At 35.6% G+C, this 25755-nt stretch carries 17 protein-coding genes and 2 other annotated features; of the genes, 10 read left to right on the forward strand and 7 right to left on the reverse strand.

Annotation, left to right across the window (positions count from 1 at the left end; all coding sequences use genetic code 11):
• Window positions 1-429: 429 nt before the first annotated feature.
• From HMPREF0077_RS02590 to HMPREF0077_RS02600, 3 genes are all read left to right on the forward strand, one after another.
• Window positions 430-1245 (forward strand): pyruvate, water dikinase regulatory protein, encoded by an 816-nt coding sequence (locus HMPREF0077_RS02590; RefSeq protein WP_004836384.1) that lies wholly within the window; start codon window positions 430-432, stop codon window positions 1243-1245.
• On the forward strand, window positions 1242-3872 hold the full coding sequence (ppdK, locus tag HMPREF0077_RS02595) for a pyruvate, phosphate dikinase (protein WP_004836385.1): 2631 nt from the start codon (window positions 1242-1244) through the stop codon (window positions 3870-3872). Before HMPREF0077_RS02590 ends, ppdK begins: the two co-directional genes overlap by 4 nt.
• Window positions 3873-4075: 203 nt before the next feature.
• Window positions 4076-5548 carry an aldehyde dehydrogenase family protein gene (locus HMPREF0077_RS02600; protein ID WP_004836387.1) on the forward strand — a complete coding sequence of 491 codons (1473 nt, stop codon included), beginning with the start codon at window positions 4076-4078 and terminating at the stop codon, window positions 5546-5548.
• Between the two features lie 68 nt (window positions 5549-5616).
• Here HMPREF0077_RS02600 and HMPREF0077_RS02605 read toward each other — a convergent pair whose 3' ends face one another.
• The 6 genes from HMPREF0077_RS02605 to hpf form a co-directional block, all read right to left on the reverse strand.
• Window positions 5617-6921 (reverse strand): sodium-dependent transporter, encoded by a 1305-nt coding sequence (locus tag HMPREF0077_RS02605; protein WP_004836389.1) that lies wholly within the window; start codon window positions 6919-6921, stop codon window positions 5617-5619.
• A gap of 363 nt (window positions 6922-7284) precedes the next feature.
• Entirely contained in the window at window positions 7285-8577 is a 1293-nt protein-coding gene (locus tag HMPREF0077_RS02610; RefSeq protein ID WP_004836390.1) for a sodium-dependent transporter, read from the reverse strand.
• Window positions 8578-8635: 58 nt separating this feature from the next.
• A complete protein-coding gene (trpS, locus tag HMPREF0077_RS02615; RefSeq protein WP_040349268.1) occupies window positions 8636-9718 on the reverse strand; it encodes a tryptophan--tRNA ligase in 1083 nt (360 codons plus the stop codon).
• 43 nt (window positions 9719-9761) lie between these two features.
• A protein-coding gene (gene prfB / locus HMPREF0077_RS02620; RefSeq protein ID WP_155811718.1) for a peptide chain release factor 2 occupies window positions 9762-10872 on the reverse strand; the annotation gives its coding sequence in 2 pieces (ribosomal slippage) (window positions 9762-10796 and window positions 10798-10872; 1110 coding nt in all).
• 1 nt (window position 10873) lies between these two features.
• Window positions 10874-13600 (reverse strand): preprotein translocase subunit SecA, encoded by a 2727-nt coding sequence (gene secA, locus HMPREF0077_RS02625; RefSeq protein ID WP_040349269.1) that lies wholly within the window; start codon window positions 13598-13600, stop codon window positions 10874-10876.
• Window positions 13601-13908: 308 nt separating this feature from the next.
• Window positions 13909-14448, reverse strand: coding sequence for a ribosome hibernation-promoting factor, HPF/YfiA family (gene hpf, locus HMPREF0077_RS02630; protein ID WP_040349270.1), 540 nt, complete (start codon window positions 14446-14448; stop codon window positions 13909-13911).
• A 115-nt stretch (window positions 14449-14563) separates the two neighbouring features.
• Between hpf and HMPREF0077_RS02635 the strand changes: the two genes are divergently transcribed.
• The 6 genes from HMPREF0077_RS02635 to HMPREF0077_RS02660 all read left to right on the forward strand — a co-directional run bounded on the left by HMPREF0077_RS02635 (window position 14564) and on the right by HMPREF0077_RS02660 (window position 22067).
• Complete coding sequence (locus tag HMPREF0077_RS02635; protein WP_040349271.1) at window positions 14564-16492, forward strand: alpha/beta hydrolase family protein; 1929 nt, start codon at window positions 14564-14566, stop codon at window positions 16490-16492.
• Window positions 16473-17435: a YihY/virulence factor BrkB family protein gene (locus HMPREF0077_RS02640; protein WP_004836400.1), complete on the forward strand. Its 963-nt coding sequence runs from the start codon at window positions 16473-16475 to the stop codon at window positions 17433-17435. Before HMPREF0077_RS02635 ends, HMPREF0077_RS02640 begins: the two co-directional genes overlap by 20 nt.
• A complete protein-coding gene (locus tag HMPREF0077_RS02645) occupies window positions 17428-17964 on the forward strand; it encodes a 5-formyltetrahydrofolate cyclo-ligase (RefSeq protein ID WP_004836401.1) in 537 nt (178 codons plus the stop codon). The genes HMPREF0077_RS02640 and HMPREF0077_RS02645 overlap by 8 nt, the downstream gene beginning before the upstream one ends.
• A gap of 123 nt (window positions 17965-18087) precedes the next feature.
• Entirely contained in the window at window positions 18088-19797 is a 1710-nt protein-coding gene (gene ade / locus HMPREF0077_RS02650; RefSeq protein WP_004836404.1) for an adenine deaminase, read from the forward strand.
• A 26-nt stretch (window positions 19798-19823) separates the two neighbouring features.
• Window positions 19824-20058, forward strand: a binding site (T-box leader).
• Window positions 20059-20172: 114 nt separating this feature from the next.
• The gene (locus HMPREF0077_RS02655) at window positions 20173-21333 is read left to right on the forward strand and encodes a uroporphyrinogen decarboxylase/cobalamine-independent methonine synthase family protein (RefSeq protein WP_004836406.1); all 1161 of its coding nucleotides are present in this window, start codon (window positions 20173-20175) and stop codon (window positions 21331-21333) included.
• Window positions 21333-22067 carry a cyclase family protein gene (locus tag HMPREF0077_RS02660; protein ID WP_004836407.1) on the forward strand — a complete coding sequence of 245 codons (735 nt, stop codon included), beginning with the start codon at window positions 21333-21335 and terminating at the stop codon, window positions 22065-22067. Before HMPREF0077_RS02655 ends, HMPREF0077_RS02660 begins: the two co-directional genes overlap by 1 nt.
• Before the next feature lie 243 nt (window positions 22068-22310).
• Here the strand turns inward: HMPREF0077_RS02660 and serS are convergent, their stop codons facing one another.
• Complete coding sequence (gene serS / locus HMPREF0077_RS02665; protein WP_040349273.1) at window positions 22311-23600, reverse strand: serine--tRNA ligase; 1290 nt, start codon at window positions 23598-23600, stop codon at window positions 22311-22313.
• A 38-nt stretch (window positions 23601-23638) separates the two neighbouring features.
• Window positions 23639-23804: a binding site (T-box leader), on the reverse strand.
• A 106-nt stretch (window positions 23805-23910) separates the two neighbouring features.
• Here serS and HMPREF0077_RS02670 point away from each other — a divergent pair.
• Window positions 23911-25755 carry an acyltransferase family protein gene (locus tag HMPREF0077_RS02670; RefSeq protein ID WP_004836410.1) on the forward strand — a complete coding sequence of 615 codons (1845 nt, stop codon included), beginning with the start codon at window positions 23911-23913 and terminating at the stop codon, window positions 25753-25755.

Below are 25755 nucleotides of genomic sequence, written 5' to 3' on the forward strand. Positions count from 1 at the left end.
GCGATAACGACATAGGACGAATGATCGCGTTACCACCTAATTTTCTTAAATAAGACTCTCTTTGCACAAATGCGTGCGACATGAAACATTTACAAAAGCAACCTTCAAAGCTTCATTCTAGAAATTTCCACCAAACATTTCCTCTCTGAAAGAAGTCCCCTTCTACTCCTCTTTTATTGTTTCTTTATTGCCATTATTATATTTTAATAAGAGCTTTTGTCAATTTAACTAAAAACTAATGATAAGGATTTTAGCAAGTAAGTCCTCCTAGTAATTTACATATTATTTTATAAATTTGCACAATTACAAGTCTTTTCATGAGTATACTCCCTGTTTTTAAAGCTTTTATAAAAAAGTTATGGAAAAGTTTTCATATTAGAAAAAATTTGATATAATATAGCTAGGATCACGTAAAGGAGTGAAAATAATTTGGACATTTATATTATTTCAGATACAGCAGGTCTTGCTATATCAGAAATAGTCAATCTCTCTTTGAGCCAATTTGATTTTGATTGTAGGATTATAATCAAATCACAAATTAGAGATCTAGACAGACTTTCTGATATTTTATCTAGCATAGATACCAACAATATAATAATCTATCACTCTTTCCAAGATTCTAAGATGAGTGCTTATATTAAAAATTTTACCCAAACCCATGAGATAGAGACAGTAGATCTTATGGCCTATTCTATCAACAAGCTCTCAAAGATATTTGATAAGAAGCCGATTGAACATCCAAAGTTTATTAATGCTTATGACTCAGAACATTTCAGACGTTTAGATGCCCTAGATTTTGCTATCAAATTCGATGACGGAGCTGACTTCAGGGGGTTAAAATTTTGTGATATAGCTATTATCGGAGTTTCCAGATCATCGAAGACTCCCCTATCTATGTATCTTGCTAGTAAGGGCTTTAGGGTATCAAATATACCGCTGATAGTGGATTCAAAGGCTCCTCGAGAGTTATTTGAAATCGATCCCAAGCGTATTATAGGCCTTACTATAGATAAGGATAGACTAAAGAGCATTAGAAATGAAAGGCTTAGATTTTTGAAATTATCCAACGATTCTATATATTCAAGCATGAAAAGGATTGAAGATGAGCTTGTATATGCAAACGATTTGATGAAAGATTTGGGCTGTTTTAGGATTGATGTTACTTACAGGTCAATTGAGGAAACTTCAGATATAATTATCAATTATCTGTACAAAAATAAGTTATTGGAAAGGAAAGGAAAATGACAAACAAATACGTTTACAACTTTAATGAAGGTGACATGTCAATGAGAGCCCTCTTGGGCGGTAAGGGTGCAAACCTCGCAGAAATGACCAATCTTGGTATTAGAGTACCTTACGGTTTTACAATTACTACTGAGGCTTGTACCAGATTTTACAAAGAAGATAAGAAACTTTGGGAAGATTTAAACAAAGAAGTTAGTGAACACATCAAAGACTTGGAAAAAGCAAACAACAAAACCTTTGGCTCAACAGAAGATCCACTCCTTGTTTCAGTTAGATCAGGAGCTCCTATCTCCATGCCTGGTATGATGGATACTATCCTAAATCTTGGCCTTAACGATGATGCTGTAATAGGGCTTGCTAAGAAGACTGATAACGAAAGATTTGCCTATGATTCTTATAGACGTTTCATCCAAATGTTTTCTGACGTTGCTATGGAACTTGATAAAAATAATTTTGAAAAACTTCTTACAGCTAAAAAAGAAGCTAAGGGCGTTAAGCTTGATACAGAACTTGATGCAAATGACCTAAAAGAACTTGTTGAAGAATATAAGGCAAAATATAAAGAGCTAATGGGAGTTGACTTCCCTCAAGAACCTAGAAAACAACTTGATCTTGCAATCGCAGCTGTATTTAGATCTTGGGGTAATGAAAGAGCAATCCTATATAGAAAGCTAAACGATATAGACGATGCAATGGGTACTGCAGTTAACGTTCAATCAATGGTATTTGGTAATATGGGAGATACTTCAGGAACTGGTGTAGCCTTTTCTAGAAACCCTGCTACAGGTGAGAATAAACTATTTGGTGAATACCTAATCAATGCCCAAGGTGAAGACGTTGTTGCAGGTGTAAGGACTCCTCAAGAAATCCAAACCCTAGCTGATGCTATGCCAGAAGTATATAAGGAATTCTTCGATACATCAGAAAAACTTGAAGCTCATTACAAAGATATGCAAGATATGGAATTTACTATCCAAGATGGTAAACTCTTCCTCCTTCAAACTAGAAATGGTAAGAGAACTGCCCAAGCTGCAGTACAAGTTGCAGTAGATTTAGTTAAGGAAGGCCTAATAGATGAGAAAGAAGCTGTACTAAGAGTTAATCCAAAAGACTTAGACGGTCTTCTCCACCCTACTTTTACAAAAGAAGCTGTAGAAAATAATAAGGCTGTAGCAAAGGGACTTGCTGCATCTCCTGGAGCTGCTGTTGGTAAGATAGCTTTCTCTGCCAAAGAAGCTGCAAAAAGAGCTGGTGAAGGCGAAGCAGTAATACTTGTTCGTGAAGAAACTTCCCCAGAAGACCTTGAGGGTATGGTAACAGCTAAGGGTATCCTAACAGCTCGTGGAGGAATGACAAGCCATGCTGCCGTAGTTGCAAGAGGTATGGGTAAATGCTGTGTTGCAGGTGCAGGTGAGCTTCACGTAGATGAATATGAACATACAGTAAGAATCGGTAATTTAGTCCTAACTGGTGAAGATGTCATCTCCATTGACGGATCAACAGGGGCAATATATGCTGGCGGTCTTGAAACTCAACCACCACAATTGCACGGTGCTTTCGGTACTTTTATGAGTTGGGTTGACAAATTTAGAGATATGAAGGTTAGAACAAACGCTGATACACCAAGGGATGTAGAGCATGCCCTAGATTTTGGTGCAGAAGGAATTGGTTTATGTAGAACTGAGCATATGTTCTTTAAAGAAGATAGAATCTTCCAAGTAAGAAAGATGATCCTAGCAAGCGATCTTGAAACTAGAGAATCTGCCCTAGAGAAAATTCTTCCTATGCAAGAAGATGACTTCTATCAAATTTACTCACTTATGAAAGAAAGACCAGTTACAGTTAGACTTCTTGACCCACCTCTTCACGAATTCCTTCCAAAGGGTGAAAATGAAATAAAAGATCTCGCCCTTGAATTAAATATCCAACCAGCAAGAGTTAAGGAAAGAATAGCAGAACTTCAAGAAGTAAACCCAATGCTTGGTTTCAGAGGCCTAAGACTTGCAATCATCTATCCAGAAATAGCTAGGATGCAAGCTCGTGCAATAATCCAAGCTGCTATCCACTGCCATGAAGACGGAATTAATGTTGTTCCAGAAATCATGATTCCACTATCAAGCGATGTTGTGGAACTTTCAAGAGTAAAAGAAACTGTAAAAGAAGAAATAGAAAAAGTATTTGAAGAAAAAGGAAAGAAAATCGACTACCTATTAGGTACTATGATAGAAATTCCTAGAGCTGCAATAACAGCAGACGAAATCGCAGAAGTAACAGACTTCTTCAGCTTCGGTACAAATGACCTTACACAAATGACCTTTGGTCTATCAAGAGATGACGCAGGCAAGTTCTTGCCAGCCTATATTGATAAAGACATCTTCCAAAAAGATCCTTTCCAAGTTCTCGACCAAAAGGGTGTAGGCTTCCTAGTAGAACATGCCGTTAAAAATGGAAGAAAGGCAAATCCAAAACTTCATGTTGGTATCTGTGGTGAACACGGTGGTGAACCAAGCACAGTAAAATACCTATATGGTGTAGGTCTTGACTATGTTTCATGTTCTCCTTACAGAGTTCCAATTGCAAAACTTGCAGCAGCTCAAGCTTCAATTGAAAACCCAAGAAATAAATAATATATAAGCTTAGACCTGGGCTAAAGCCTGGGTCTATTTTTATAGATAAAATTTCTCATAAAAATGTTCATGTCATCTAAACTTCACTTATCATTGCCAATATTTCCCTTTAGATTTTATTGCTGCACAGTAAATAAATGTTTATTAACTATCCTAGCTGGGTAAAATAAAGAAGGTAATGATAGAAAATAAAGGAGTTACTAATGAGTATTAAAGATAGATACGAATTATATATAAATGGAGAATGGGTAAAACCAACATCAGGCGAGTATCTTGATGCCATTAACCCAGCTAACGGAGAAAAAATCTCAGAGTTTGCTACAGCAAATAATGAAGATGTAGATAAGGCTATTGAAGCTGCCAGATTATGTTTTGAAGGCGAATATGGATCATGGTCTAAGGAAGAAAGAGCCAAGCTTTTATTCAATTTAGCAGATAGGATTGAAGAAAATCTTGATTATCTAGCAGAAATTGAAAGTATGGATAATGGTAAGGCTATTAGAGAAACAAAGACTGTTGACCTTCCTTGGGTAGTAGATCACTTTAGGTATTTCGCTTCTTTGATAAGATGTGATGAGGATGAGATTTCAAAACTCCAAGGAAGATTTATTTCAATTAGAAAAAGAGAGCCTCTTGGGGTTGTAGGTCAAATGATTCCTTGGAACTTCCCTCTCCTAATGGCAGCTTGGAAACTGGCTCCAGCCATAGCTGGTGGAAACACCATTGTCATCTCCCCTTCATCAAACACATCTATAGGACTTTTGGAGATGATTAGAATAATTGAAGACCTTCTTCCAAAGGGCCTTATCAATGTAGTAAGTGGTAAGGGTTCAAAAACTGGAGAATACCTCCAACATCACAAGGGCTTAGATAAGCTTGCCTTTACAGGCTCAACTAGTGTAGGTCGCCATATAGGTATTTCTGCCGCAGAAAATCTCATCCCTTCTACCCTAGAGCTAGGTGGCAAGTCTGCTCACATTATCTTTGATGATTGTGATATCGAAAAGGCCCTAGAGGGTGCCCAAGTTGGTATTTTATTTAACCAAGGTGAGGTTTGCTCAGCAGGTTCAAGGCTTTTCATCCAAGAAAGTATCTATGATGAATTTGTAGACAAGTTAGTAAAAGCTTTCGAGAAGGTAAAAGTCGGAGATCCCCTTGACCCATCAACACAAATGGGAGCTTTAAGAGATGAAAAAAGAATTCCTGTAATTCAATCCTTCGTAGATAAGGCTGTTGAAGCTGGCGGAAAAATCCTAACTGGAGGCAAAAGGCTTACAGAAAATGGCCTTGATAAGGGTGCCTTCTATGCTCCTACAATCCTTGCTGATGTTTCCGAAGATAACGAAGCCTACAAAGAAGAAATTTTTGGACCAGTTGTTATAATAAAGAAATTTAAGGATGAAGATGATGTAATAAGAATGGCAAATGACTCCCACTACGGTCTAGGCGGAGGAATTTATTCTAATGATATGTATAGGATAATGAAAGTCTCAAACGCTCTTCAAACAGGAAGGATTTGGGTTAACACATACAACCAATTCCCAGCAGGTGCCCCATTCGGTGGCTATAAGGATTCTGGTATAGGTAGGGAAACTGATAAACTAGCCCTTGACGCTTATAGTCAAGTTAAAAATATAATAATAGACTCTTCAAAAGATAAGTTAGGTTTTTATTAAAATGAAAGCTCTAAGCAAAAATAGCTAGCGGCACGAAGCTGCTAGCTATTTTGAATTAAAACTTATTTTTAGAAAGAAACCTTAAATATCAAGGCAATCAAGCATAGAATTATTGCTATTGGTGTGTAGATGTATTTTCCTACCTTATACCAATTATCTCCATATTTTTTGCTTGCGCCAAGGTTAATTTCTCCTACGAGCTTATCTTTTGCCAAGATGTAAAACCAAGTTACAGCTCCTATAGATGCTCCTATTGGGATGATGTATATTGAAATGATGTCCATAAATGGACCCCATTGACTAATCATTTCCATATTTACCCCAATACCAAATACAAATATTCCAATTACAATCAAGGCGATATTTCTCTTAATCTTTGGGTATCTGTACATTAATGACTCTGCTACAACCTCAAACATATTTTGAAGTGATGAGATACCTGCAAGGATTACTGCTAAGTATAAAATAATAGCAAAAAGTCTACCCAAGAACATATCTTGTAAGATTTTTGGCAAGACTTGAAATAAGAGTCCAGGACCACCTGCTTGATCCATTTTGTAAACCATTATAGCTGGAATTATAACACATGAAGCAAGTAGGGCTGCTATTGTATCGAGTAAACCTGTTGTCTTTGATGAAGATACAATATCCTCATCTTTGTTTAGGTAGGCCCCACAAACTATCATTCCTGATCCTGTTACAGAAAGAGAGAAAAAGGCTTGACCCATAGCTTGAACAACAGTGTTTATATTCAAGGCTTGGCTATCAAATCTAAACATGTACTTGTAACCTTCCAAGGAACCTTCAAGACTAAGTATCTTTATAGCTAGGACTACAAAAAGTATAAAGAATGTTGGCATCATAAATTTGTTAGACTTCTCGATTGTGCTTGCCCCACCTATACAAGTTATTAAAGTTATAGCTATTACAAAAAAGTGGAAGAATACAACCGAGTATGATTTTTGGGAAAAGCTATCAAACCATGTGCTTGTATCCGCAAGCATCAACTCTCCAGTAAGTGAATCGAAAAGAGCCTTGCATACATAAGAAACTATTACAGCATAGCCAACTGCTATTAGCAAAGATCCCAAAAGAGGAATAAAGCCTATGTATTTTCCTATAACTGTATCTTTATTTTTACTCTTAAATGATTTATAGTAGGCCCCAAGGGTTCCAGTACCAGCAAGCCTACCAACAGCAAACTCACTAGACAGACCCACATAAGAAAATATTACTATAAAGACCAAATATGATAGTAAAAATACTAGTCCACCTTGTTGGAACTTGTATGGAAAGCCCCAGACGTTCGCCATACCGACAGCAGAACCAACTGCCGTCAAAATAAAACCAATTTTCGAATTAAATTTATTCATAATTACTCCTTGAGCTTTAAAAAGTTTGTCACTTTAAAGCATGTTAGTATTATATCGCAAACTTTAAATAAGTAAAGTCTTTATTAAAAAAATTTTTATAAGTTTTTTTCTAAAAGCTAGCTAAAGCTTCTAATCAAGCCACCTTATACTTTTTTTATTTACCCAGATTTAAGATTTTATATAAAAAAAGGCTCCTGCAGAATTTTAAATAGCATCGTCCATCATTTAAAGATTCTCTTTGGAAATTTTAGCTCTCCTTGCCGTTTGCTATGGCCAGCGACCTATTGATTCTTCCGTAGAGTTTTCTAATGATATCATATGATTTATTCATTCTGCAAAAGCAACTTATTGTTATAAATTCACTTACATGATTATAGTCAAGATACAAATGACAACTACTAGTGGAGTATAGAGATATTTTCCGATTTTATACCAAGCTTCTCCATACTTTTTGCTAGCTCCTGAGTTTACTTCATCTATTAGGGTCTTTTTGTCTAAGATGTAAAACCAAGTAATAGCACCAATCATAGCTCCTATAGGGATAATGTAGATTGATATTATGTCCATGAATGGACCCCAATCGCTAATTTTTTCCATATTTACCCCTACTAGAAAGACAAGGCTTGCTATCGAAAATAGGACTACTTTTCTATCAAGTTTTTTAAATACATAAGTAAGGGATTCTACTACTACTTCAAACATTATTTGTAGGGATGAGATACCTGCAAATAAAACTGCTAGATATAATATTATGGCAAAAAGCCTTCCGCCTTCAATGTTTTGTAGGATAGTTGGCAAGACTTGGAAAAGTAGCCCAGGGCCACCAGCTTGATCCATAGAAAATACTATTATTGATGGTATCATTACGAAGGCTGCAACTAGGGCTGCTATGGTATCTAGAAGGCCTGTCATTTTTGATGAATAGACTATGTCTTCTCCCTTATGAAGATAGGCCCCACAAATCATCATGGCAGAACCTGTTATAGATAGGGAGAAGAAGGCTTGGCCCATAGCAGATACTACATTTCCTATATTAATCTTACTATTATCAATTCTAAACATATATTTATAACCTTCTAGGGCATTTGGAAGGGTTAGGATTTTAATAGCTATTACTATAAAGAGGATAAAGAAGGCTGGCATCATAAATTTGCTTGATTTTTCTAGCGTCTTAGCTGAACCTAGGCAATTTATGAGTGTAAAAATAATTACTAAAAGATGAAATGGCCAGATAGAATATGCTCTTTCAGATAAATTCTTATACCATATATTTACATCACTTGTCATTAGGCTTCCTGTTACTGAATCAAAGAGGGCCTTAAATATATAGGCAACTACAACTGCATAGCCTATGGTAAGGAGGACTAAGCCTATTAGGGGAAGGATTGATATGGCCCTTCCTAATTTGGGATTCTTGCCTGATGAGGCGAAGGCTTTCTCGTAAGAGCCGATTGTGCCTGCTTCGGCGATTCTTCCTATGGCAAACTCGCTAGTAAGGCCTACATAGGAAAAGAGTGCTATAAAGAATATGTAGACTATTAAGAAAAACAGTCCTCCTTCTTGAAGCTTATAGGGAAAGCCCCATACGTTGGCCATACCTACAGCTGATCCTACTGCTGTAAGAATAAAGCCAAGCCTTGAATTAAATTTGTTCATTATTATTCCTTTCTCAAAAAACAGGCTAGTTTATGGAAATTTAAACTAGCCCCCTTTTTTATTTATATTTTTCTTCTAAAAATTTGATTAGATCTTTATCTTCAAAGTAGTTGATGCCCATGGCTTTCTTTACTTCTTCGATTTTTGATCTTCCTTTTTCTCTAGCTTTCTTTGTTCCTTCTTCAAGGATTTTAAAAACTGAGTCTAAGTCTTTTTCGTATTGAGCACGCCTTTGTCTAATTGGCTCAAGTTCATCTTCTAGGACTTTGATTAAGAACTTTTTGCATTTAACATCTCCAAGTCCACCCCTCTTGTAGTGGGCTTTTAGGGCATCAAGATTTTCATATTCTGGAAGAAATCTTTCAAAATGCGAATCTTTGGCAAAGACATCTAGATAGGTAAATACAATATTTCCTTCTATCTTTCCTGGGTCATCTATATTTATATGATCAGGGTCTGTGTACATACTCATTACTTTTTTCTTTAGAGTTTTTTTATCATCAGCAAGATAGATAGCATTACCCAAGGACTTACTCATCTTAGCTGCCCCATCTATACCTGGCATACGTCTTGCTATTTTTTCTTCAGGAAGGACTGCTTTTGGCTCGATGAAGGTTTCACCATAGATATTATTAAAGCTTCTAGCAATCTCCCTTGCCTGTTCAAGCATTGGTTCTTGGTCTTCTCCAACTGGAACAATATTTGCATCAAAAAGCAAAATGTCGGCAGCTTGACTAACAGGGTAGATTATAAAGCCTGCTGGAAGTGAGGTTTCAAAATTCCTTAATTTAATTTCTGCTTTTACAGTTGGATTTCTTTCGAGTCTTGATAGACTAACAAGATTTAGAAAATAAAAAGTAAGCTCAGTTAGCTCTTCGACTTGAGATTGAACAAAAAAAGTTACCTTGTTAGGATCAAGACCCACACTTAGATAGTCTAGAGCTACTTCAATAAGATTTTCTCTGATTTTTCCTGGATTATCAAAATTATCAGTTAGGGCTTGGCTATCAGCAATCATAACATACATCCTGTCATAATTAGCTTCTTCCTGCATCCTTACCCTATTTCTTAGGCTTCCAACATAATGGCCTAGGTGAAGTCTACCAGTTGGCCTATCACCTGTAAGAATTATATCTTTCAAAATTTCCTCCTTATTCAAAAAAGGGGAAGGAGTAACCTTCCACCTAATCATTCTTGCTTGCAAGGTAGGCATCAATGAAGCCTTGAAGGTCGCCATCCATTACAGCCTCAACATTTCCCATCTCGTAGTTGGTCCTGTGGTCTTTAACCATAGTATAGGGTTGGAAAACATATGATCTAATTTGGCTACCCCAAGCGATTTGAGAATACTTACCTTGGATATCTTCTATTTTTTCTCTTTGCTCTTCTTCTTTGATTTGGACAAGCTTACTCATGAGAAGATTCATAGCTGTTTGCTTGTTTTGTATTTGACTTCTTTCTGCTTGGCTTGTGGCAACTACCCCTGTTGGGATGTGGGTTATTCTTACAGCGGAGTCAGTCTTATTGACGTGTTGTCCCCCTGCTCCACTTGCCCTGTAGGTATCAATTCTCAAGTCAGATGGATCTATATCAATTTCTAAATTATCATCTAATTCTGGAAAGACATCTACTGATGCGAAGGAAGTATGTCTTCTGGATTGACTATCAAAAGGTGAGATTCTTACAAGTCTATGAACCCCCTTTTCGCCCTTTAGATAACCATAGGCATAAGGGCCTTTCACATGCAAGGTAGCAGATTTGATACCTCCCGCCTCCTCATTGTTAAGGTCCTTTAACTCATACTTGTAGCCGACATTATCGAAATATCTTTTATACATCCTAAAGAGCATATCAGCCCAATCAGTAGCTTCGAGTCCACCTGCCCCTGCATTTATTGAGATATAACAATTGTTTTTGTCATACTCTCCACTTAGCTGAGTTTTAAGTTTCATCTTATCAGCTAGTTTATATAAAGCCTCTAGGGACTCTTCTACAGCATTAACAGTATCCTCTTCCTTATTATCGCTAAGCTCAACAAGGTCAAGCAAGTCTACATTATCCCTAATACCTTCTTCTAGCTTTTTGTATTCATTTAGGTCTTCCTTTTTTAAGGAAAGATCTGCCATGATTTGCGAAGCCTTGTCCGAATCGTTCCAGAAGTCAGGACTTTGTGACTTCTTTTCCAATTCTCCAATCTCTTTTTCTAGACTAGCTGGGTCAAAGAGAATCTCCGATTAATTTTAGTTTTTGAGATAGGTCTTCAATCTCAGACCTTAGTTCAAATAATTCTTTCATCTTAATTCTTTACATTAGTTTTTTTAGCTTCACGTTCAAGTCTTCTACGTTCTGCTCTATTAAGTCCTTCCAAGTTCTCATCACTTTTATCATCATTTATATCTTCAAGGTGTTCTTCACTTGGTTTTAGGACTTGTTTTCTTTCAATATTTTGTCTAATTTCAACACTTAGCATGTATTTAACAGTATCTTCTTGGATAGATCTTGTCATATCTTCATACATATCGAAACCTTCGTTAGTGTAAGCCCTAACTGGGTCTTCTTGGCCCATAGCTCTAACGCCGATTTCCTTTCTCATTTGATCCATGGCATCAATATGATCCATCCATTTTTGATCTATTACCCTAAGTAGGATTACTCTTTCTACTTCTCTCATATTATCAGGGCCAAAGCTTGATTCCTTATCTTCATATTTAGCAAGAGTTGCATCTGTAATATAATCAATCAAGTCTTGTTGGCTATAGGAGTTGATATTTTCAAAGTGAAGGCTAGCTACAGGAATAGCAAGACCGTGAAGGTAGTTTAGTAGGGCTGTCATCTCCCAGTTTTCTGGTTTAACTTCTGGGTTGGTGAAAGTATAAACTGCATTAGCTATAACATCCTTAATCATAGCTATAATAGTTTCTTTCATGTTTTGACCATAAAGAACTTCTTTTCTCTCGTTGTAGATGATAGTTCTTTGTTTATTCATAACATCATCGTATTGGAGGACTCTTTTTCTTGTAGCGAAGTTGTTAGCTTCTACCCTTGTTTGAGCACGTTCCACAGACTTTGTAACGAGTCTTGAAACTATTGGTTCATTTTCGTCGTAGTTATATTTTTCTACAAACTTAGCTACTGCTTCACCACCATTAAGTCTGATTAGGTCATCTTCTAGAGAAATGAAGAATCTTGACTTACCTGGGTCTCCTTGACGACCTGAACGACCCCTCAACTGATTGTCTATACGACGTGATTCGTGTCTTTCAGATCCTATGATATATAGACCACCAACAGCCTTTACTTTCTCAGCTTCAGCCTTAATTTCTGGTCTGTATATATCCTTATAGTGTCTATATTTCTTACGAGCATCGAGTACTTCTTGATCACTTGTTTCAGCAAAAGAATCTACTTGTTCAAGAACCTCTTCGCTTACTCCTTCTCTTTTTAGTCTTGACATAGCCATGTGGTCTACGTTACCACCTAACATGATATCAGTACCACGACCTGCCATGTTGGTTGCTATAGTAACTTGGTTAAGTCTACCAGCTTGGGCAACAATATCTGCTTCTCTTTCGTGGTTCTTAGCATTTAGGACTGTATGAGTTATGCCAGCCTTTTTTAGCTCAGCTGATAATCTCTCACTAGCCTCGATTGAAATAGTACCTACAAGGATTGGTTGACCTGTAGCGTGAACCCTATTAATCTCATCTATGATTGCATTAAATTTACCACGTTCATTGATGTAAACATAGTCCACATCGTCTTTTCTTTGAACAGGTCTATTAGTTGGAATTTCTACAACGTCAAGCTTATAAATTTCGCTAAACTCATCTTCTTCAGTCTTTGCAGTACCAGTCATACCTGAAAGCTTATCATACATTCTAAAGTAGTTTTGGAAGGTAATAGTAGCAAGAGTCTTACTTTCCGCCTTAACTTCAACCCCTTCCTTAGCTTCAATAGCTTGGTGAAGACCATCAGAAAATCTCCTACCTTGCATAATACGGCCTGTAAACTCATCTACAATTTCAACTTCGCCGTGGTTAACTACATAATCAATATCCCTTGTCATAGTAGTATTTGCCTTTAGGGCGTTGTTGATATAATGGGCTAGCTCTATATTATTTGTATCTGAAAGGTTATCTATACCAAAGAACTTTTCAGCCTTGGCTGTACCCTTTTCAGTTAAGTTTGATGTCTTTCTCTTTTCATCTACAAGGAAGTCTACATCTTCTACCTTAAACTCCCTATCGAAAGGATCTATATCAGCATCTTCGTTAGGATCAAGGATTCTTCCCTCTAGAGTTTGGATAAACTCATTGGCCTTAACATAAGTATCTGTAGACTCATCCCCTTGGCCAGAAATAATAAGAGGAGTTCTAGCTTCATCTATAAGGATAGAGTCAACCTCATCTACTATAGCATAGTGGAGATCTCTTTGTACCATATCATCCTTGTAGGTAACCATATTATCTCTTAGATAGTCAAAACCAAATTGGTTGTTTGTACCATATGTGATATCTGCTTGGTAATTTTTCTTTCTTTCACTATTGGTTAAACCATAAATAATACAACCAACGCTTAGGCCTAAGAAAGTATGTACCTTACCCATCCACTCTTGGTCACGCTTAGCTAGGTAGTCGTTAACAGTAACAACGTGTACTCCCCTACCAGTAAGGGCGTTTAAGTAAGCAGGTAGGGTTGCTACCAAGGTCTTACCTTCACCAGTCTTCATCTCTGCAATTTGTCCATTGTGAAGAACAATACCACCAAGAAGTTGGACTGGATAATGCTTCATACCCAAAACCCTAAAACTTGCTTCTCTTACAACAGCAAAGGCTTCAACAAGGAGGTCATCAACTGTTTCACCTTGAGCTAATCTTTGTTTAAATTCACTTGTTTTTCCTTGTAACTGAATATCTGTCAGTTCTTGCATTTTCTCATCTAGGGCAAGAATTTGATCAACTAATTTCATATTTTGATCGATTTCTTTTTGACTAAATGACTTAAAAAAATTAAATAATGCCAAATTATTCACTCTCCAATTCTTCCCAAGAAAGCAAAATAAGTAGCTTCCTATAGGTTTTTCATATATATCTTAAAGCATAATTTCAATTTTGTAAAATATATTCTTTATACTTCAAATATTCGCTCTTACTACTATACCAGTTAATTTTCATAAAAAAATATCTATTTGATAATTTTAACACTTTTATCTCATAAAAATTAAAAATTCTCTGCTACTAAATTTCTTAGCAAAATTGTTTTGGTAAAGTAAATATAAAAATCAAGAAAAAAGACCTAGCAAGAAAATCTTGTTAGGTCGAAATGATATAACTAATCGAGGTTAGGAATGATTTGTCCGTAGTCGCCTTTTCTTCTTCTATATACAACCCTCACTTGCATATCATCGCTATCGAGATATACAAAGAAGTTATGATCTAGTAATTCCATCTGTAGGATAGCTTCCTCAGCACTCATTGGTTTTACATTAATTTCTTTAGTTCTTACGATGTTGATTTTTTCGTCATCTTTTTTGTCATCATAAGCTTCGAAATTATCAAACTTAATGCTTGCTCCACTTTGTCTACCCTTCATTAGCTTGGTCTTATTTTTCATTACTTGTCTAACAAGACCATCGATATTCTTATCAATAGCTGTTTGGTAGCTATTATCACTTGTTTCAGATCTTAGGATTCTGCCACCATCAAGAACTGCTGTAGTTTCTACTACGAAGTCATTTCCTTCTTTGGCAAATCTAATATCCATCTCTTGTTGGTCATGGAAGTATTTATCTAGCCTTTCAAATTTCTTGATAGATTCATTTCTGATATCATTGGTTAGTGTAAAATTCTTGGCTATTAAATTTAATTTCATAATACCCTCCTCTTGTCTTTTTATTAATTTACCCAAAATCAATTTTAATAAACGTTTTCTTTTAATTTTTTTCAATTATCAAGTATAATAAACAAAGATGTACAAAGGAGAAAATATGAAAGATACAGAAATAAAAGATATACTTGATTACGAGTTTTTATCTAGTCTTGATATATCAAAAGATAATAAGAAATTAGTCTACAAAAAAACTAAGGCTAACTATAAAGAAAACAAATACGATACAAATTTTTGGATTTACGATTTAACAAGTAAGGAAAACTTCCAAGTAACTGATGATAATAAGGCTTCTATTTCTTGCTTCAACCAAAATTCTAAGCTCGTCTACAAGAAAGAAAGTAATGATGATGAAGACATATTTTTTGTCAAGAAAGATTCTGGCGTAGGTCAAAAATATTTTTCAATCAAAAAAGATGTTAGTATGATTAGACATCTTAGGGATGATTTATACCTAATTAAAGCCAAGGATAAGAAATCCAAAGAAGCTAAGGAAGAAGAGAAAGAAAATTCCTATTTCAAAGAAATTAACGAGCTTCCTTTTTATCTAAATGGAGTAGGCTTCATTAAAGACGAAGACTCTGCCCTATATTTTTACGATAAGGCGAAGGATAAGGTCGAATTGATTCTTAACTTAGATAAAAAAGACAGGCTAAGCTTTGTTGATATTAACGAAAACTTCGACAAGCTCTTGTTATTTAGGGCAAATTATAGTCCAAATTCAGTAATGGAGCTTAGAGAAGACCTACTTTTATATGATATCAAAAGTAAAAAACTAACTAGCCTTATCGAAAAAGAATTTTCTTTTTATACAAGTAGATTTATCGAAGATAAGATAATTTTTGTTGGAACTAATATGAAAAAAGGTGGGGTCAACGAAGATTCTTTTATTTACTCTTGTGATTTTGATGGAGCTTATAAAAAAATTAGTCCGGACGATTTTGATATGGCCTTTGGCAATTCCATAGGAACTGATGCACGTTTTGGATCTACTAAGACCTTTGCTGTTAAGGATAATAGGCTCTATTTCCTAGTTACAGAATATGAAAAAAGCAAGCTTTATTCTATAAATCTAGCTGGAGAAATAAGAGAAGAAATATCTTCAGAAGTGGAAGATTTTGCCCTTGGAACAAATGATATCTACTATTCTTCTATTTCATCAAATAGCCTTTGTGAGTTAAAAGAAAAATCAACTGGAGATATCTTAGTTGAAAATAAAATAGCTACTTGGGTATGTCCAATAGAAAGCTTTGATTTTACCTCTAATGGTGATAAGCTCGGGGGCTATGTCATCTTACCAAAAGATTTTGATGAAAATAAAAAATACCCTACTATCCTTTCAGTTCACGGTGGACCTAAGACAGAATTTTCTGATATCTTCCATCACGAACACCAAGTCCTTGCCAATGCTGGCTATATTATTATCTATACCAATCCTCATGGCTCTAGTGGACGAGGTGTAAAATTTTCTGATATAAGAGGAAAATATGGAGAAGTAGACTTTTACGATCTAATGAACTTTGCCGACCTAGCTATAGAAAAATATCCGCAAATCGATAAGGACAGGATGGCGATTTACGGAGGAAGTTATGGTGGCTTTATGACCAATTGGGCCATAGGTCACACAGATAGATTTAAGGCAGCTTGCTCTCAAAGGTCAATTTCTAACTGGCTAAGCTTTTATGGAGTAAGTGATATAGGCTACTATTTTGCCCCTGATCAGACTGGTGCTAACATGTGGGATAATCTCGAAAAAGTTTGGGAGAAATCTCCTCTCAAGCACGCAAAGAATGTAAAGACTCCAACTCTTTTTATCCATTCAGATGAGGACTACAGATGTCCACTCGAGCAGGGTATACAGATGTATGAGAGGATAAAAGAAAATGGAGTTGACACTAAAATGTATATCTTCCATGGTGAAAATCACGAGCTATCAAGATCTGGTAGGCCTAAGGGTAGAATTAAAAGGCTTACAGAGATTAAGGCTTGGTTTGATAAGTATTTGAAAGATGAAGATAAAGAAGCCTAAGACCAAGAGATTTTTATTAAATCTGTTAAATAGGGTGGTTAAGCATGATATAATGACCTACTCAGCCGCCCTATCCTTCTACCTCCTCCAAGCCTCAATCCCACTAATGATGGTTCTCGTCAGTGTCCTGTCATATTTTTTGGAGGGTAAGGAAGATTTAATAATTAATCTTTTAGAATTTCTACCAAAGACTACTAACAAGTTGATTCTTGAAGCTATTGATATCTTGATTGCTTCATCGCAATCACCAACCGTTACAACACTTACGATTTTCTTTGCCCTATTTTCTGCCACCTCGGGAGTCAATAAACTTATAAATGCTATAAACCATGCCTATGGCCTAAAGAATAACAAACAAGCTATCAAACAAAGAATAATGAGTGTTTTATTTACGATTATATTTATTAGTTTGCTTGTATTTGTCCTAATTTTTCAAGTATATAATACAAGTATTATTGGCATCTTTAATGCTCAAATAATCGAAAAATTTACCATTCACTTCAACACAAATGTACAAAAGGGCTTGGATATGATCTCTTCGCCTATTTTTAAGCTTACAAGTATAGCAATCCCATTTTTAATCATGGCTGTTGCTGTAGGTTTCTTTTATAGGTATTCCCCTTCCAATGCTTCAAATAGAATAAGTGTAAAGGAGGCCTTTTGTGGTGGGCTATTTGCGACAATTGCAAGTTTTATTGCTAGCTTCATATATTCCTACTTCACAAACAACTTCTCCAACCAATCCCTAGTATATGGGGCCTTGGCAGGTATCCTTGCCTTATTTATCTGGCTGTTGATGATATCAACTATCCTAATCCTTGGTGCTGAATGTATAGCAGCCTATAGGGAAGGCTACAAGGAAGACTATTTTGACAAAAATATAAGAAATAAAAAAAGCATAAAAGAAAAAATACTAAGAATAATTAAGAGGACCTATGATTAAAAGCGAATTTAGAAGATTCTTCCTAAATCTCCGCCGTGAGATGGATGTAGAAGAAATAGAAGAAATTTCAGATAAGATTTTTGATAAGCTAATAGAAAAAGACCTCTACAAAAAGGCTAAGACAATCTTTGTTTATGTGGCTATGGATAAAGAAATTCAAACACAGAAAATAATAGAAAAAGCCTTAGCTGATGGCAAGGAGGTCTATGTTCCCTTCATAGAAAATAGCAAGATGTTTGCCAATAGACTCCTTAATGTAGACGATCTTGAAGAAGATAAATTTTCAATCAAAACTTCCTATTCTGGTATAAATATCAAAGACCCAGATCTTACACTTACTCCTGGCCTATCCTTTGATAGAAATAAAAATAGACTTGGATATGGTGGAGGATTTTATGATAGCTTTCTCAAAAATTCCAAGACGACTAGCCTTGGTCTCTTTGCAAAAGTTTTCGAATCCAAAAATCTACCAATAGAAGATCACGACATAAAACTAGACTATATTTTGACAGAAGAAGAATTTATATAAACTAGCCCTAATTCCTTTGTGAATTAGGGGCTAGTTTTTTTATTAATTTCACAAGCTGTACAAACGTTTACATAAATTCCCACAAATGTTATAATAATTAAAAGATACTTGGGAGGTAGTTTTATGAGTGATTTAATAAAAGCTGATTTAATCATAAAAAACGCCAAAATAATTGATGTTTTTAATGCAGAAATATTTGAAGAAAATCTTGCAATAAAGGATGGAGAAATCTTGGGCTTTGGTCCCTATTATGAAAACGCTAAAGAATATTTTGATGCCCAAGGGGCCTACCTATGCCCTAGCTTAATTGATGGCCATGTCCACATAGAAAGCTCCATGCTCTCAGCAGCCGAGTTAAGTAAATACCTAACTAGTAGGGGAATCCTAACTATAATAGCTGACCCCCACGAAATTGCAAATGTCTGTGGTCTAGATGGAATGACCTACATCTTAGATGAGGCAAAAGATTTGCCTTTTAATATCTATATGATGCTAGCTTCATGTGTCCCAGCCACATCTTTTGAGACAAGCGGGGCAAAATTATTAGCTAAAGACTTGGCAAAGCTTATAGACCACGAAAATGTCCTAGGACTTGGAGAGATGATGAACTATCCAGGCCTTGTCAATCAAGATAAGGATATCTTGGATAAAATCGCCTTGGCTAAGGAAAGAAATTTAACAGCTGACGGTCATTGTCCAGGGCTAACTGGCAGAGATCTCGATATCTACATAAAATCTGGTATAGCTACAGACCACGAATGTAGAAGTCAAGAAGAGATGAAAGAAAAACTTAGAAAGGGAATGTTTATTCAAATAAGGGAAGGCTCTGCTGCCAAAGACTTCGACAATCTTATTGGAGCAGTAAACAAAAATAATCTAAATCGTTGCTTTTTCTGTACAGATGATAGGCACCCTGAGGATTTGACAAATGAAGGCTCTGTCGATAATAATGTTAGAAAAGCAATAGCCTATGGCCTTGATCCAATTGATGCTATAAAGATGGCTACAATAAACACAGCTTCTGCCTATAAGCTCGATAAACTTGGAGCCATAGCCCCTTCCTATGAGGCTAGCTTTTTCCTTTTTGATGATTTCAAGGACTTAAAATGTAAAAGCGTCTTTTACAAGGGCGAGCTTGTTTATGATAAGGGAAAATATTTCAAAAAATATGAGCAAAAATTTACAGACAAAGTCAAATCTCCTATGAGGGCTAGAAAAATCGAAGAGAAGGATTTGGATATTTATTTAGAAAATGACCAAGTTTTTGTAATAGGAATGAACAAAAATAGCCTAGTTACAGATAAATTGATTAGAAAAGTCAAAGTCCTTGATGGAAAGTTCTCTTATGCTGATGATGGAATCAAAAAAATCGTAGTCTGCGATAGGTACAGCCAAAAAACTAACATAGGTCTAGGACTTATTACAGGCTATCCAATTACTAATGGTGCTGTAGCCTCTACTATAGCCCATGACAGCCACAATATAGTTGCTATTGGCGATAATGATAGGGATTTAATACTTGCTATTAATAGGCTAATTGATATTGAAGGAGGCCTTGTAGTTAGCTCAAAGGGAGAAATTCTTGGTGATTTGAAATTAGAAATTGCAGGATTAATGTCTAGAAAATCTATAAATGAACTCAATAAGTCCTATAAAGTTTTGTATAAGCTATTAAAAAATCTCGGTCTAGATGATGGAATAGATCCTTTTATGAGCCTCGGCTTTATGGCCCTTCCAGTTATCCCCCACCTAAAAATGACTGATTTAGGGCTTTTCGACAATGATATTTTCTCTTTGATAAATATTTCATGTAAAAATTTGACAGAAAAATAAAAGCCATGTATAATGTGAAACATAGAAAATAAACTGTGAGAAGAAAAGTAGATATGAAGGACCTACACAGAGAGACTATGTTTGGTGAAAATAGTTTAGGAAGTTTATATTGAAAATGGCCTTTGAGTTTCTTATCCGATATTTAAGATAAGACGGTCTCGCCCGTTATAGCGATAGGGTATGTTTGTACCCGATGAGTTATTAATTGTGAGATTAATATAAAATTTAGGTGGTAACACGAGCTTTAGCTTCGTCCTTTATTGGACGGGGCTTTTTTTGATTTCACCTATGAGGATATACATAGTTAAATTTTCTATTGGCGCCAATTATTAATAGAATGTTTCGAGAAAAAAAATAATAAAAAGAGGTAATAATATGTCAAAAAGATTTTTAACTGTTGGATCACTACTAAGAAATGAAGATTTACTAAAATACAAAAGAGAAATAGAAAAAAGAGAAGATATCACTTATCCTTTCTACGAAGATTTAGAAGGTTACAAAAAATGTGAAGATGAAGCGGTAAAAGACGTTGTTGAAAAACAACTAGCCCATGGCCTTGTTCAAGTAACTGATGGAGAATATTCTAAATCCCTCTGGCATCTTGACTTTCTTTGGGGACTTGATGGGGTTGAAAGATTTATAAAAGATTCAGGCTACTTCTTTGAAGATAAGGATGGCTGCCACAAGTACGAAACAAGACGTGATATAGGTATCAGACTTGTTGGTAAACTTTCCGGCAAAAACCATGAATTTATCAACCACTTTAGAAGACTTAAAGAAATAGTAGCAGGAAGAAGCGAAGTAAAACAATGTATCCCTTCCCCTGCTCACATCTACGGAGAACTTGTTAACTTCGGTTTCGTAAAAGATTCTAGTTATTACAGGTCAAACGAAGATTTCTGCACAGATCTTATCAATGCCTACAAGGAATTTTTGGACGATTTCAAAGCTATAGGTGGTGAAATAATACAATTTGATGATTGCTTGTGGGAACAATTTGCCGATGAAGCTGACAATAGCCAATTTGATGGCGAAAGCAAGGAAGATCTCAAAGACATCAAACTAGCTGAAAAATATATAGCAATAAACAATGAAGTTATTGATTACGGACATGAACTTGGCCTTCTAGTTTACACCCACAACTGTAGGGGTAATTACGCATCAAGATTTTTCGGAGCTGGAACTTATGATTCCATAGCCAACCTCTTCCTCAAAAATCAACACTACGATAGGTTCTATCTTGAATGGGATGACGAAAGAGCTGGCTCACTAAAGGCTCTCGAAGTATTTAAAGATAGAGATAAGGTAGAAATCGTCCTAGGTCTTCTATCAAGTAAGACAAATAGCCTTGATGATGAAGAAAGAACCCTTGACCTCCTAAATAAAGCAAGTGAGATTATAGACAAAAACAGACTCTACCTATCCCACCAATGTGGTTTTGCCTCATGCGATTGCGGAAATGAACTTAGCCAAGAAGAAGAATGGGCAAAAATTGACCAAGGACAAAGACTCGCTGAAGAATTCTGGGGCGAATAATGTCTACCAACACAAATCTATTAGCTGAACTTAAAAAAGGAAAATCCATCTGCCTAAGTCACACAGTAACAAGTGATATTCCCCACTTTGAAGCTTTTAAAAAACTTGAAATAAAAAACATAGCTACAATAGATAAAGATGGCTTCTGGGGAAATGAAATTACAATCGGTAGTCAATACGGCACGCATATAGATGCACCAAATCATTTTGCTAAAAATACAAGAACACTCCTAGATATACCATTTTTTGAAAGATGTCTTCCCCTATATGTGATTGACATAAGCGATAAAGTAAAAATAAATCCTGACTATGAACTTAGCGTAGATGATATACTAAAATTTGAAGATGAGTACGGACTAATATCAGAAAACTCATTCGTAGCACTAAGAAGCGACTGGTCAACAAAATTTGATGACGAAAAAGCTTTCATTAATAAAGATGAAAATGGTATAGAACACACACCAGGCTGGTCATTAGAAGCCCTAAAATTCCTAAACGAAGAAAGAAAAATAACTGCCATAGGTCATGAAACATTAAACACTGACTCAGGTTTGAGTTTTTATAAAAACAAAGCATTAGAAGCCGAATACTACTGGTTAAGCCAAAATAAGTATCAGATTGAAGTCCTAAACAATCTCGATAAACTCCCAGCAAGTGGATCAATAATCATAATCGCCTATCCACAAATAGATAAAATCTCAGGATTCGGTGTAGAAGTAAACGCATTATACTAAAATAAATCTCTCCTATATTATACAAAAGTAAAAGCTTAGCTAATCGTCAGCTAAGCTTTTTGCTTCTTCTCCCCCCCCGTGTCAAAATATCATGTTTTTATAATATATTATCACGGAAAATATTTTTACAAATATTCTTGTTAAATTTGTTTATCAATTCTAGCAATTAATGCTTACTTTTTTTGTAAATTATGTTTTAATTTTGTCCACTAAAAAATCCCCCTTGCGGGGGACTAATTCTTTTTATTTATTTTTTGGTTCGATTTTTTCCTTGCCTCCCATATACATTTGTAGTGGGGCTGGGATTTTTACGCTTCCGTCTTCTTGGAGTAGGTTTTCTAGGAAGGCTATTAGCATTCTTGGTGGAGCTACTACTGTGTTATTTAGGGTGTGGGCAAAGTAGGTTCCATTTTCTCCTCTTAGTCTTATGCCAAGTCTTCTAGCTTGAGCATCTCCTAGGTTAGAGCAGCTTCCTACTTCGAAGTATTTCTTTTGTCTTGGACTCCATGCTTCTACGTCGCATGATTTTACCTTGAGGTCTGCAAGGTCTCCAGAGCAACATTCGAGAGTTCTTACTGGGATTTCTAGGCTTCTAAAGAAGTCTACTGTGTTTTTCCATAGTTCGTTGTAGAGGGTTTTGGAATCTTCTGGTTTGCAGATTATTACCATCTCTTGTTTTTCGAATTGGTGGATCCTATAAACTCCTCTTTCTTCTATACCGTGAGCTCCAACTTCTTTTCTAAAGCATGGTGAGTAGGAGGTCATCTTGAGTGGCATTTTTTCTTCTTCTGTTATGGTGTTGATGAATTTACCTATCATGGAGTGTTCGCTTGTTCCGATTAGGTAGAGGTCTTCGCCTTCTATTTTATACATCATATCTTCCATTTCTGAAAAGCTCATTACGCCAGTAACAACGTCAGATCTTATCATAAATGGTGGGATGTAGTAGGTGTAGCCCCTGTCTATCATGAAGTCCCTAGCATAAGAAAGGATAGCTGAGTGTAGTCTTGCTATATCTCCTCTTAGATAGTAGAAGCCTGCTCCTGATGTTTCTCTTGCTGCATCAAGGTCAACTCCATCAAAGGATTCCATGATGTCTATGTGGTAAGGGATTTCGTAGTCAGGTACAAGGGGTTCACCATATTTTTCGATTTCGACATTTTCTGTATCGTCTTTTCCTATTGGGACAGTATCGTCAATTATTTGTGGGATGACTTGCATTCTTTTTTTGACTTCTTTGGCAAATTCTTCTGTTTCGCTTTCTATGTGGAGGAGCTTATCGTTTATTTCTTTTACCAATTTCTTGGCTTCTTCGGCAGCTTCCTTCTTGCCTTGGCCCATAAGGGCGCCGATTTCCTTGCTAGTCTTATTTCTTTGACTTCTTAGATTGTCTCCCTCAGTTTTGAAGGCTCTAAGTTTTTCATCAAGTTCAAGGACTTCATCTACAAGTTTAAGTTTTTCTTCTTGAAATTTTTTCTTAATGTTTTCTTTAACTAATTCTGGATTTTCTCTAAGTAATTTAATATCAATCATAATTATTTCTCCTTTTTCCAATAAAAAAAGACCCGCCCAATTGGGACGAAGGTCTCGTGGTGCCACCCAAATTATGCAAATTACTTTGCCTTAATTAATATATATGCTCAAAGCTAGATTCACTAGTTCCCTGCAAGAGATTTTCACCAACCATCTCCTCTCTATATGCCTTTCCTAGTTACTAGGGCTTATCAATGCAATATTAAATTTATACTCATTATACATTAAATATTTTTTTTCTCAAGACCTTGTTTTTTTATGCAAATTTAAGCTAGTTGTGCTATAATGTATAAGTTAGGAAGGAAGATTAATGAAAAATAAAAGAATGAAGAAAGTGAAATTTAACTATGTTACCATGCTAAAGGCAGTAAGTTTGTTGGCAGTTTCTATCTATCACTTGTTTAGCCACAGGCTAAGTGGTGGTTTTTTGGGAGTTATAATCTTTATGATTATATCTGGATTTTTCCTAGCCAAATCGTCGACAAAGACTTATGATTTAGTTGAAGTTAAATTTTTTATAGACAAAATTAAGGCGAGATTATTTAAAATAATATCTCCTATGTGGTCTATCATAGCCATTTCCCTTCTTGTTTCCTTGATTTTTGCTAGGGATATTTTTGATGATAGTGTGAGAAGTTCTCTTGCTACCATGTTTGCCTACGAAAATATTAGGGCTATTGTTAAGGGGATTTCTTATTTTGATAGGTCAGGTAATTTTAATATCTTTACCCACCTTTGGTATATAGCAGTCTATCTACAATATATACTTATCTATTATCTTTTAGATTATCTTATTAATAAGCTTAATCTGAATGCTTTTAGGATTTATATTTTTGGAGGACTTAGTATCTTATCAATAATTCTTAGCTACTACCTATCCTTTACTAAGGCTAGCGTTATTAGGATTTATTATGGGACAGATGTAAGGCTTAGTGCATTTTTCTTAGGCTCAGTTAGCTATCTTGCCTACGAAAAATGGGGAACTTTGTTGGATAGGCTTACTAGGAAAAAAACTTCTTTGCTTCTTTTCCTAGCAATAATCCTTCCCTTCTTCTTCATAGATGGCAAAAGCTTGTGGGTTTATAGGACATTTTTCCTTATATATCAGTTACTTGTTTGCCTCTTCTTAGCCTTTATATATAAATTGGAAGTAGACAATCCTATAAGATATAGGGATCATAATCCCTTCTTTAAGTTTATGATTTGGCTTGGAGATAGGTCTTACTACTACTATTTGTGGCAATATATAGTCCAAATTTTTATGCTTTATCTCTTTAGGAATAAAATTTCTTCGAAGGCTATTTTCTACTTAGTAGAATTAGGTATTTTAGTTATATTATCCGAGCTTTCCTATAGCCTAAGAAGGATGAAAAAATCCTATAAGATCAAGAAATTGGCGATAGCCCTAGCCCTTGTGGGAATTTTAAATGCGACTTCCCTAGTGATTGGCAATAAAAAAGAAGCTCAAATGGAAGAGTTTAAGAAAGAATTTGCTAAAAACGAACTGGAAATCAAGAAAAGAAACGCAGAAGCTAAGAAAAACACTAACAAGAAAAAGAAAGATGACAAGCTTAAAGAAGAAAAGAAAGAAGAAAGTCCAAACAAAGGCGGTAATTTTGAAGAAAAAGCCTATGACGACTTCAACTTTACAGACAAGGAAAAAGAATATCTAAAAAATATTTCTATTACCGCTATCGGTGATTCAGTTCTTGTAAATATTGATTCTTACCTAAGATCTTTAGTCCCTAATCTCTACCTTGATGGTCTTGTGGGAAGAAATATGTGGGATGGACCTGATACTCTTAATAATGTGAAGGCTTCTAATGGACTTAACGATATAATCCTAGTCGTCCTTGGCTCTAATGGTTTTAAGTCAACTGATGATATGCAGGCTATAGTAGACGAAGCTGACGGCAGAGATGTGTATTTTGTAAATACCAGCCACCTTCAATCTTATATGGACCAGGTAAATGATCAAATCAAGTCCTTTACCGACAAGAACCCTAAGGCTCACTTGGTTGATTGGAGAGCTTTTATTAAGGATAAGGAAAATCTCTTAGCAGTCGATAAGGTTCACCCAAATGTCGAAGGAAGCGATGACTTTGCCAAACTCGTATGCAGAAAAATACTAAATGTAAATAAGGTTCGTCCTTAG

It is taken from the genome of Anaerococcus tetradius ATCC 35098, from assembly GCF_000159095.1.
In the GTDB taxonomy this organism is placed as follows: Bacteria; Bacillota; Clostridia; order Tissierellales; family Peptoniphilaceae; genus Anaerococcus; species Anaerococcus tetradius.